This is a genomic window from Pseudoalteromonas sp. SCSIO 43101 (genome assembly GCF_023650775.1).
In the GTDB taxonomy this organism is placed as follows: domain Bacteria; phylum Pseudomonadota; class Gammaproteobacteria; order Enterobacterales; family Alteromonadaceae; genus Pseudoalteromonas; species Pseudoalteromonas apostichopi.
The window spans coordinates 1,600,623-1,611,067 of the sequence record NZ_CP072673.1; the positions used below are offsets into that span (position 1 = coordinate 1,600,623).

The following is a 10,445-nucleotide window of genomic DNA, read 5'->3' on the forward strand; positions in this document are numbered from 1 at the left end:
GACTAGTCCAGCCTGCCAGCAAGTTTGGAAATTTTTATGTAATCACTCCAAAGCCAAAATCTACTAGTTGATGAACGTTTGGCTTCTTCTCTATGTTTTCTGTAAATATTAGCGATTTCATAAAACGCAACCTCGGACATGGTTCCTGCGCTAGTTGCTCTGTTTGTGAAATGGTTGTGTGCTCCTATAACGGTGGTTCTATGCTCTCGGACATGACTATTATTTAAAGTAATATCATGCATTTTTGAGCAATGAACCATTAATGAAGCGAAATTATTAAATTTGGTTGGGTTATCAGCATAACTGGGGTTACCTATTTGCATATTTTGCATGTTTGTTACTATTTCAGGATAAGTTCCATCGTTGTGACCGAAAACATATTTTTTGGTGTCCATCTCAGCTAAAACCAACAGTAAGGTAAAGATATTTATATATTGTATACCATTTGTTTGTTGGAACTCACTAGAGGCGTACCTAAGACACGCCTTTAGCTTTGCAACGAGTTGATCTAAATCTCTCAGACTCAAGTCGTAAATTTGTGCAATCCAACATATGTAGTCGTTTAAGCCATTATCAGATAAGTGATTAACAACTATAGGATAGAGATGAACCCCTTCACAATCATATGCAGATTTTAGATCTTGCATTCCTAAGTACATTGCTAGATTTGGTTTGTCTAGACTAGCTTCTCTATCGAAAAACCTTTTGAGGTATATTGTTGAATCGAAATCTGAGCCATAAATTGCTTTAATTGAGTGTTGTAATTGTTCACTGTCAGTTGCTACTACAAAAACAAAGTTCTTAGTAGTGAAGAAGTGCTTGATAACTTCAAGCATCTCGATTGCATAGCTAGGTCTGCACCTGTCAAGTTCATCGATTAAAACGATAACAGGTAACTCGTAACTAAAGTTTTGTTTCAGTACTTCCCCTAATTGAGCTAATTGATCACGTATGTCTTTGATTGCATCGATTTGCTCGACATGATTGTCCATTACGGCTTTTAAGTAGTCTTGATCTTCCTTTTCAAATAAAGCTTTTGTTACTTCAGTACCTACACTAGCTTCACCAAGAAGGTGTTTTGTAAGTAGCCCAGCACCAGCAACTACAGTTCCTTTTAAAGCTTTACCCAGAAAATGTTGGACTTTATCGAACTCATTACCAATATCTTCATTTATCTTAGATAATTGGTTTATCAATTCACTTGCTACCACAGACAAAGGTATTTCTGAGAAATCACTCTCCCAAGCGTCAATATAAATAGTGGGATGGCCTTTCGAGCATAACTCTGAATAAAATCGTTTTAGAAATTGGGTCTTACCCGTTCCCCATGCTCCGTTAAGGTTTAGAACAAAGCCGTCATGTTCCCCAGTAATATAACTAGCTAGGAACTCACCGTATTCACCTCTATTGAGCTTACAGTTTTCGAAAGTGTATTTATCAAGCCACTCTTTATATTTGCAGCTAGTTATTAGTGATTGGCTGTTTGAGGTCATCTCGATCAATCCTTTGTTTTATAATTAGTTTGTAACTTTCTGAATCCTAACATGAAAATGTTAAATACCTAAACTGCTTAACTTTGGTTGATACAAAAGGCTGGTACAAAAAGCTGAGGTAGTGTAGCATTATGGTATTGAATTTAAAGGTTTTTATTTAGGTGGATGACAGTCGAGAGTTCGAATCTCTCCGTCACCGCCATTTCTTAAATTTACCCCACCATAGCAAAGTGCTTTTCGAGATTACACTTGGCCCGCATGGCTATATTGCTGCTGACCTTTCTGGCAAGCTCTATCACTAATAATTCAAGTTGCGCACGGCTATAGCCTAGTAATATGCAGCGTTTAAGTTGCTCGCCAACTAAGCTGCTGGCATCCTCTAACGCAAATAATGCGCCTAAAGAGGCAAGCTCACATACCCTGTTGTTTTGCTGGTCTAAACCAAACGGAAGCTGGCCAAATGTGAGCGTGTTTTTAGTTGTTGCTCTGTGCGTTTGATTACCAATGCATTTGAACCTTGAATATCATCAACTGATTTTAAAACCTCTAGTGCCATTAACGATTTTGGCACCCCAGAATACACACTAATATGCGGTAAAATATCACATAACACTTGCATTGATACGCCATCATTAAGTGCGTGCTGACATGCTCGTTTTAACAAAGGCTTGTCATGAACGGTGACCAAAGCAGCGATCGCGACAAACACAAATAAATCCGTGTTGTTTAAGTTCATAATTTCTCTTTTGATTTTAGGTATTGAATATATTGAGGTTTTGCAGTAGAAGCTGATTGCAAAGAGCATGCAATCGAAAATTTGAAAATACATTATGGTTGATCACGGCGGTTTCTGCTTGCCATAAATGATTTAATTTTTGCCTAAAACAACGAACTGTTACCTTAAATGGTCCTAACCTTAATTTACGGTGATACACTTAATTGAGTATATTTAAGAGGTAATCTAAATGCGTCAGGCATTAATTGAAACAGTGAAAGCGATAGCGATAGAAGATGGTAGTTTTGAAACATCTATTCCAGAGTTATTAGTGTTCAGACGAAGCGAAGTTTCATTACCGATGGCCTGCGTGTATGAATTAGGACTTGGTATTAGTTTGCAAGGTGCAAAACGAGTTGTGCTAGGTGAGCATAGTTATGATTACACTGACGGCCAATCATTGGTAACATCAGTCGATGTGCCTGTTGCGTCGCATATTACTCGTGCCAGTAAAGAGCAGCCGTTTTATGGCCTTTATTTACGCTTAGATGTTCATGAAATCAGCCACATCGTTGCTGAAATGGAATTTACAGGGCAAGACAAGTTCCCTAAACACCAAGCAATGTCTGTGGTTGACACAGATAATGGCTTGCTTGATGCACTTCATCGGCTTCTCAATCTAGACAATGAACCTCAATTAAAAGCTAATCTTGCGCCACTTATTAAAAAAGAAATTGTATTGCGATTGTTAAATAGTCCTCATAGTCCGTATTTAAGGCAGATTGTGATGTCTGGCTCTGCGCATCAGAAAATTGCGAAAACATTGTGCTGGTTAAAAGAAAACTTTACTAGTCAATTTTCAATAGATGATTTGGCTCGTGATGCACACATGAGTCCTTCGACATTTAGGTTGCACTTTCGTGATGTGGTAAAGATGAGCCCGTTGCAATACGTAAAAAACTTGCGGTTGCAAGCGGCAAGGCAATTAATGTTGAATGAACGAATTGATGTTGGTTCTGCAGCACTAAAAGTAGGCTATGAAAGTCCATCTCAATTTAGTCGTGAGTACACGCGCTTTTTTGGTAAACCCCCCATAAAAGATATTTCGGCTATACGACAGCACCAAACAGCATAAAAAAAGAGAGCACATGGCTCTCTTAGTTTAAAAACGTCTTTTTGGCATTCTTAGTTGTGAGTCAAATTCATCGGGGAATAAAATCGTGCCGTCATCTTGCTCTGTCGGAAACACAGCAATCAATAAATCATCTTGTTCGAGTCCCGAAGTCCAGCGACTTAACCAGTCTTTGACTGGAATGGCTTTTGGCGTACAGTCTTGCCACTCACCGGTTGCCCAGCTTTGCGCGAATTCGCGACTAGGCCATACAGGCACGCAGTCATCGTCTTCATTAGAGAGCATCACACAGCCATGCTCATCATTGAGGATCCACACTTGTTTAAACTCTTGAACCGTTTCAAACATATAAGCGAGTCGTTTCTTAGCGCCTAAGGCGAGTACAGCATCAAATTCAGTTTCAACACGTTTGGCAGTTGCATTATTCATGACAGGCTCACTCTTTTAGTTATACACAGCTACACCTTAATCATAAGGTGATAAATTAATATGACAAGTAAAGTTATTAGCTAAATTAATTTACTAATGCAGCAAATAGATCGTCTGCAAGTTGTTGCAGAGATTTTGGGTCTTGATTTGTCAGCGCATAGGTACGAATACCGTATATGCCCATGACTAAAAAGCGTGCCAGTTGCTGAGCTGACTTGCTACTTGCAAATTCGTTATTATCAAGGGCTTTTTGAATTTGCTGTGCGAGGGCATGCTCGTATGCGTTTAAATTACCACGTAGCACATTGCAAATTTGTGGGTCGTTGCCTTCAACCTCAGAAATACTCTTTGTAAGTAAGCACACCTTGGCAACTTCACCTTCAATACATTCATCAACAATCACAGTCAGGTAATGTTTGAGGGTTGATAACACTGACTGTTGATCATTAAAAAGTGCCGTAAATTGTTGGTTTCTATCTTTTTGATACTGCTCGGTGGCAGCCAAAAACAAACCTTTTTTATTGCCATAAGCGGCATATATAGAGCCTGGATGAAGATGAGTCACTTCCTTTAATTTTTGCATACTGGTCTTTGCATAGCCAAATTGCATGAACGCATGCATAGCTTGGCGAAGTACAAATTCAGTATCAAATTCAGCAGTTCTCATTAATGCTCCTATTATTTACAATTGAAGTTTACGTAATCTTGAACGATTATTCAAAATAAACCTTGAAGTTAGTTTATATCGCCCTTATCTTGAATGTATGTTCAAGATAAGGATAGAACCATGAAAACCGATTTACTTTCTTCGTTTAAGTTAAATGACAGTATCGAATTACAAAACCGCGTACTGATGGCACCGCTTACTCGCTGTATGAGTGACGATAACCTAGTGCCAACCCAAGCGATGGTTGATTACTATGCGCGCCGTGCCGATGCCGGTTTAATTATTAGTGAAGCAACCATTATTCGCCCAGATGCCCAAGGTTACCCAAACACACCGGGCCTATTTACCAGTGAGCAAATTCAAGGTTGGAAAAAAGTCACGGATGCTGTGCACGCTAAAGGTGGGAAAATGTTTGCTCAACTTTGGCATGTAGGGCGAGTGGCTCACCCACATTTCTTTGGAGGTGATGTACTGGCACCATCTGCAATCGGCGTTGAAGGGTCGGTACCAAGAATGCGTGAGCTGACTTACGTTACACCAAAAGCTGCCACTATTGAAGACATCCAAGGTTTAATTGCTGATTACGCAAAAGCGGCCGAAAACGCCATTGAAGCGGGTTTTGACGGCGTTGAAATTCATGGCGCAAATGGTTACTTGATTGATCAATTCTTACATTTTGCTGCAAACCAACGTGAAGACCAATATGGTCAAACACCAGAAAACATGTCACGTTTTGCCCTAGAGGTCGTCGATGCAGTGATTGCAGCAATTGGTGCAGATAAAACAGCATTACGCTTATCGCCTGGTGCGTATTTTAATATGACTGAAAGCGAAGGTGATAAAGCTGTATTTGATTATTTATTATCAGCGCTGGAAACACGTAAACTTGCTTACTTACATGCTGGAATTTTTGATGACAGCATGCGCTTTGAAAGCTTAGACAATAAAACAACGTCTGAATATATGCGCGGTGCATACAAAGGTACTTTAGTCGGTGTAGGGAGCTATACCTTTGAGTCAGCTAATCAAGCTATCGATAACAACCAATTTGACTTAATTGCGATTGGTCGTCCATTCATTGCGAATCCGGATTACATCAGCAAAGTTAAAAATGGTGAGCAATTAACACCATACAGTGAAGAAATGCTGGCTGAATTGATTTAAAACACCTAATAACATTATCCAACCAAAAAGCGTCCTGTTAGTTTAATTGGGCGCTTTTCTAATACTTTCTTATTTATTAATCAGTTAAGTCTTAAATCTGCCATCTAAATGCATTAATTTTTTAATTATTGTGTCAAAAATTTTGACCCTAAATGTCATACGCGCTCTGCATACTGTGCCCGCTTACAAATACGTAACCTTGGAAAAACAATGAGCACAGTAACTAAAAAAACAAAGCTAAGCCTTTTAATAGCAACGCTTTTAGCAACATCAGCAAATGCAAACACGAATAACGAAATTGAAGAAATTACGGTGGTTGCAAAGCCAACCAGTTATGCCAATAACGTCATTGAACCTGCCATGCTTGAGCAACAAAGTTCAGTATCAAGTGTGTTAGCCGTAATTGATAACCTACCGGGTATTAGCATCAACGAAGGTGATGCATTTGGTGGTGACGATTGGTCAACCACTATTACTATGCGTGGTTTTAGTATTGATGGTAATCAACAGCAATTAGGTATGACCATTGATGGTATTCCTAATGGTGGTTCTAACTATGGTGGCGGTGCAAAAGCAAACCGTTATCTAGATAGTGAAAATTTAGCAACTGTTGAGGTAGGGCAAGGTACTTCTGATATTGCCTCTGCATCACTAGAAGCGCTAGGCGGTACTTTTAATTTTGTGAGTGCACAACCGAGTACAGAGCAAAGCACCACGTTTGCTTACACTACAGGCGATCACAATGCTAGCCGCTACTTTGTTAAACATGAAACCGGCACGGTGTTCGATAATACGCAAGCCTATATCAGCTACTCGCAAACAGATACTAGCCGTTGGATTGGTGATGGCAGCAATGGCGGTAAGGACAATCAGCACATTGAGGCTAAATTTGTATCGGATTTTAGCGACCTGACAATAACAGGTCGTGTTTCGTATGATGATGTTCACGAAATTAACTATAACAGCATCAGCATTAGCGAATTTGAACAAAACCCTGATTGGGATCGTTTAACGTGGAATTGGACCGGTGTGCCTCATTTTGATCAAATGTTTGCTGAGGGCTGGGGTACATTACGCGAAAATACCCTTGCTTATGTAAAGTTTGATTACGCGTTAAGTGCCACTTCAAACTTAAGCATATCGCCTTATTACCATAAAAACTCGGGTCGTGGTGATTGGATTCCGCCTTATTTAACGTCACCTGTTAATGGTGATGGCAACCCAACATCAATTGGTGGTGAAAATGCTGGCAGCTACGGCTTTACCGACAGCGATGGCAACCCACTTGCACCTGCTGCAGGTTGTACGGCAAGTTTAGAATGGCCATGGTCTTCAGGCCCAGGCTTAAACCCGGCCTGTTACCCTGATGATGCCATTCCGGTTATGTCTTATCGTCATACTCACTACAAAAAAGACCGCTTAGGTATGACTGGCGAGTACCAAGTAACTCTTGGCAATCATGACATTGAAGCTGGCTTTTGGTTTGAACAAACAGATCGTGATGAATCACGAGATTGGCATAAAGTGATTGATGCCCGTATCTATCATCATTTTGATCATACGCCATATTGGACTCAGTACAAAAACACCTTCGAAACGGATACTTTTAAATGGTATGTGCAAGACTCAATCAGTTTAGGTGATTTCACACTTAATTTAGGGGCTAAACAGTACCTTGTTGAGCTTCAGCGTTATAACCATTTTGAAGATGAATACTCAGATAAAATCGACAGTGATTCAGACGTACTGTTTAGCGGTGGTGTGTTGTATCAGCTATCAGCAAGCACAGAGCTATTTAGCAGCTACAGCGAAAACTTTGCGGCAATTAAAGATGGTGTACTTGAACGTGATTCATCGACACTGACCGAGATTGAACCTGAAACAGCTGAAAACATCGACCTAGGTGTACGTTACAGTGATGACCGTTTACGCTTAACAGCAACAGCTTATAGCATTGAGTTTGATAACCGTATTACCTTTATTGCCCCGGGCAGTGATACAGATGGTATTGATTACACCATTGGCACGAACGGATCTTACATCAATGTAGGTGGTATTGAGTCAACGGGTGTTGAGCTATCAGCAAGTTATATGCTGACTGACAAATGGAACCTTTACACATCTTATACGTACAATAACTCTGAGTATCAATCGAACGATCCAAGTGCTTACAACAGTGATGGTGAGTTACTTGAGGAAGCATCTGCAAGCTTCAAAGCGGGTGATGAAGTCATTGACTCGGCACAAGATTTATTTGTGGTATCGGCAGACTATTACAGTGGTGATTTCCGCTTTGGTTTATCGGCTAAATACACAGGTGAGCGTTTAGGTGCATGGACTGATGAACAAACCCGTTCGCGAAACAAGGTTGATGGCTACACCTTGGTTGATTTAAACATTGGTTATAACACTAGCCTTGATTCAGGTGTGTTCAAATCACTCGACCTTGCATTTGTGGTGAATAACCTGTTTGATAAATCATACCTAGCAGGTGGCACAGGTAATGGTTCAACCTACTTTATTGGTGCACCACGTACTGCGGCTTTAACACTTACAGCGCAGTTTTAAATAATAAGCTAACGTTTTAAACAGCCCATCTTTGGTGGGCTTTTTTGCAGGTGAAATATGAAAAAATTAATTTTAGCCACAGCAGTGGTTGCAGCATCACTATTAAGCTTAAGCATTAAAGCTGCTGACAATGTTGTGCTTGTAACTCTTGATGGGCTTCGCTGGCAAGAAGTGTTCTCTGGGGCAGATAAAAATTTAATTAATAACAGTGATTTTGTAGAAGATACAGATGAACTAAAGGCGCTTTTTTGGCGAAATGACCAAGCACAGCGAACTAAAGCGTTAATGCCATTTTTTAGTGACACATTGGCAAAGCAGGGCGTTTTGATTGGCGATAGAACTCAAGGTTCATTGATGTCGGTAAGTAACCCATGGTACTTCTCATACCCAGGTTACAGTGAAATTTTAACCGGCATTGTAGATGAAAATATCGATAGTAACGATAAAGTTTCTAACCCGAATAAAACCATTTTAGAGAGTTTAAATACTCAGCCTGAATTTAAAGGTAAAACCGCACTTTTTGGCAGCTGGGATGTGTTTCCTTACATTGTAAACCGCGAGCGAAGTGAGGTTTTTGTTAATGCTGGCTTTGAATCCTTTGATGCGGTGAAATCAGAGGAGGTTAGTTTACTAAACCAAATGCAAAGCGAAATTCCGAGTCCTTGGCACAATGTTCGCCTCGACAGCTTTACCTACCGATTTGCCAAACAATATTTATTAAATAAACAGCCGCGTTTGCTTGTTATTAGCTTGGGGGAAACCGATGACTTTGCCCATAACGGTAAATACGATGCCTATCTAAAATCAGCTAAGCAAAGTGATGCGTTTATTCGTGACCTTTGGCAAACAATACAACAAACGCCCGGCTATAAAGACAATACCACATTGATTATTACTACCGATCATGGCCGTGGCAGCCATGCTGATGATTGGCAACATCATAGTTCGAAGCGTGCTTTGGCACGTTCAGAGCAAGGTAAGCAACGTTTTCCAAACGGCATTGTTGGCTCTGACCATATTTGGCTAGCGGCAATTGGCCCAGATATAAAAGCAACTGGCTTAATTAAGCCAAACAATGAGCTCAAACAAGCGCAAGTGGCTGCAACTGTACTGAGCATTTTAGGCGTCAACAGTCAGCAAGTTAACCCGAAAATGGCAGCGCCGATTAAGGAGATCTTAAAATGAGTTTTACACTTAGCTTTTTTAGAAGCGCCTTATCAGGGTTAATGCTGGTTAGTAGTGTGAGTGCGATTGCCGCGCCAAGTAAAATTTTGTTTGGCTCGTGTGGTCATCAAGACAAGCAAATTCCTATTTTTGATGCTATTAACAAAGAGCAAGCAGATCTATTTATGTTCCTTGGCGATAATATTTATGGTGATACCGAAGATATGTCGGTGCTTGCAGATAAATATCAACGTTTAGGGCAAAAGCCGGGCTTTAAAACATTACGTGCGAATACGCCAATAATTGCCATGTGGGATGACCATGATTATGGCGAAAATGACGCTGGCAGCGAATACCCCAAAAAACAACAGTCACGAAAAATCATGCTCGACTTTTGGCAAGAGCCAGCGGATTCAGCTCGTAGAACTCGTGAAGATGGCATTTACACCTCGTACACTTACGGTGAAGGTGAGCAAACTGTAAAAGTCATCATGCCTGACTTACGTTTTAATCGCGCGCCTTTAAATCATGTATCGGCGAAGACCTATCAACTTGAACGAAAACCCGCAAAACAAGGGCCTTATAGCCCAACAACCGATAAAAATGCCTCTATGCTAGGTGAAAACCAATGGCAATGGCTCGAACAAGAGCTCAAGTCTGATGAAAAGATAAAAATCATTGCATCAAGCTTACAGCTATTGGCTGATTTTACAGGCTGGGAGTCATGGGCTAATTATCCTGCTGATCGTGAGCGCTTATTTGCGCTTATCAAAAAGCATAAAGTAAACGGTGTGATTATTGTCAGTGGTGATACCCACTGGGGTGAGCTGTCAAAGTATCAACAAAACCTTGACTACCCATTGTACGAGATGACCAGCTCAGGACTTACAGAAAAGTGGAAAGATGTTAGCCCAAATAAACACCGTGTAGGTGCTTATACTCATGAGGTTAACTACGGCGATTTAACAATTGATTGGCAAAAAGCAGACCCTACCATTCGCATTGCGCTTAAAGGTATCAAGGGTGATGAGATAATGCACACCGAGTTCGCGTTATCGACGATAAGCCCATACCAGTAAATATTGCCTCCAGCGCATACCCGCATCTAATACC

At 40.5% G+C, this 10,445-nt stretch carries 9 protein-coding genes; 5 read left to right on the forward strand and 4 right to left on the reverse strand.

Annotated features, from left to right (window positions below; genetic code table 11):
• Window positions 1-2 precede the first annotated feature (2 nt).
• Together J8Z25_RS07555 and J8Z25_RS07560 are read right to left on the reverse strand one after the other, a co-directional pair.
• Window positions 3-1,493 (reverse strand): KAP family P-loop NTPase fold protein, encoded by a 1,491-nt coding sequence (locus J8Z25_RS07555; RefSeq protein ID WP_178926868.1) that lies wholly within the window; start codon window positions 1,491-1,493, stop codon window positions 3-5.
• 436 nt (window positions 1,494-1,929) lie between these two features.
• Window positions 1,930-2,229: a carboxymuconolactone decarboxylase family protein gene (locus J8Z25_RS07560; RefSeq protein ID WP_250661926.1), complete on the reverse strand. Its 300-nt coding sequence runs from the start codon at window positions 2,227-2,229 to the stop codon at window positions 1,930-1,932.
• A gap of 229 nt (window positions 2,230-2,458) precedes the next feature.
• Between J8Z25_RS07560 and J8Z25_RS07565 the strand changes: the two genes are divergently transcribed.
• Entirely contained in the window at window positions 2,459-3,343 is an 885-nt protein-coding gene (locus J8Z25_RS07565) for an AraC family transcriptional regulator (protein ID WP_130051699.1), read from the forward strand.
• A 27-nt stretch (window positions 3,344-3,370) separates the two neighbouring features.
• On the opposite strand, the gene J8Z25_RS07570 is transcribed toward J8Z25_RS07565, so the two are convergent.
• Window positions 3,371-3,769, reverse strand: coding sequence for a DUF2750 domain-containing protein (locus tag J8Z25_RS07570; protein ID WP_130051698.1), 399 nt, complete (start codon window positions 3,767-3,769; stop codon window positions 3,371-3,373).
• Window positions 3,770-3,854: 85 nt separating this feature from the next.
• Window positions 3,855-4,436, reverse strand: coding sequence for a TetR/AcrR family transcriptional regulator (locus tag J8Z25_RS07575; protein ID WP_130051697.1), 582 nt, complete (start codon window positions 4,434-4,436; stop codon window positions 3,855-3,857).
• Between the two features lie 120 nt (window positions 4,437-4,556).
• Between J8Z25_RS07575 and J8Z25_RS07580 the strand changes: the two genes are divergently transcribed.
• From J8Z25_RS07580 to J8Z25_RS07595, 4 genes are all read left to right on the forward strand, one after another.
• Window positions 4,557-5,600, forward strand: coding sequence for an alkene reductase (locus J8Z25_RS07580; protein WP_167658851.1), 1,044 nt, complete (start codon window positions 4,557-4,559; stop codon window positions 5,598-5,600).
• A gap of 210 nt (window positions 5,601-5,810) precedes the next feature.
• Window positions 5,811-8,168, forward strand: a complete 2,358-nt coding sequence (locus tag J8Z25_RS07585) for a TonB-dependent receptor domain-containing protein (RefSeq protein WP_167658850.1) — start codon at window positions 5,811-5,813, stop codon at window positions 8,166-8,168.
• Window positions 8,169-8,225: 57 nt separating this feature from the next.
• Complete coding sequence (locus tag J8Z25_RS07590; RefSeq protein ID WP_250661927.1) at window positions 8,226-9,353, forward strand: alkaline phosphatase family protein; 1,128 nt, start codon at window positions 8,226-8,228, stop codon at window positions 9,351-9,353.
• On the forward strand, window positions 9,350-10,411 hold the full coding sequence (locus tag J8Z25_RS07595) for an alkaline phosphatase D family protein (protein ID WP_502934596.1): 1,062 nt from the start codon (window positions 9,350-9,352) through the stop codon (window positions 10,409-10,411). Before J8Z25_RS07590 ends, J8Z25_RS07595 begins: the two co-directional genes overlap by 4 nt.
• Window positions 10,412-10,445: the final 34 nt, after the last annotated feature.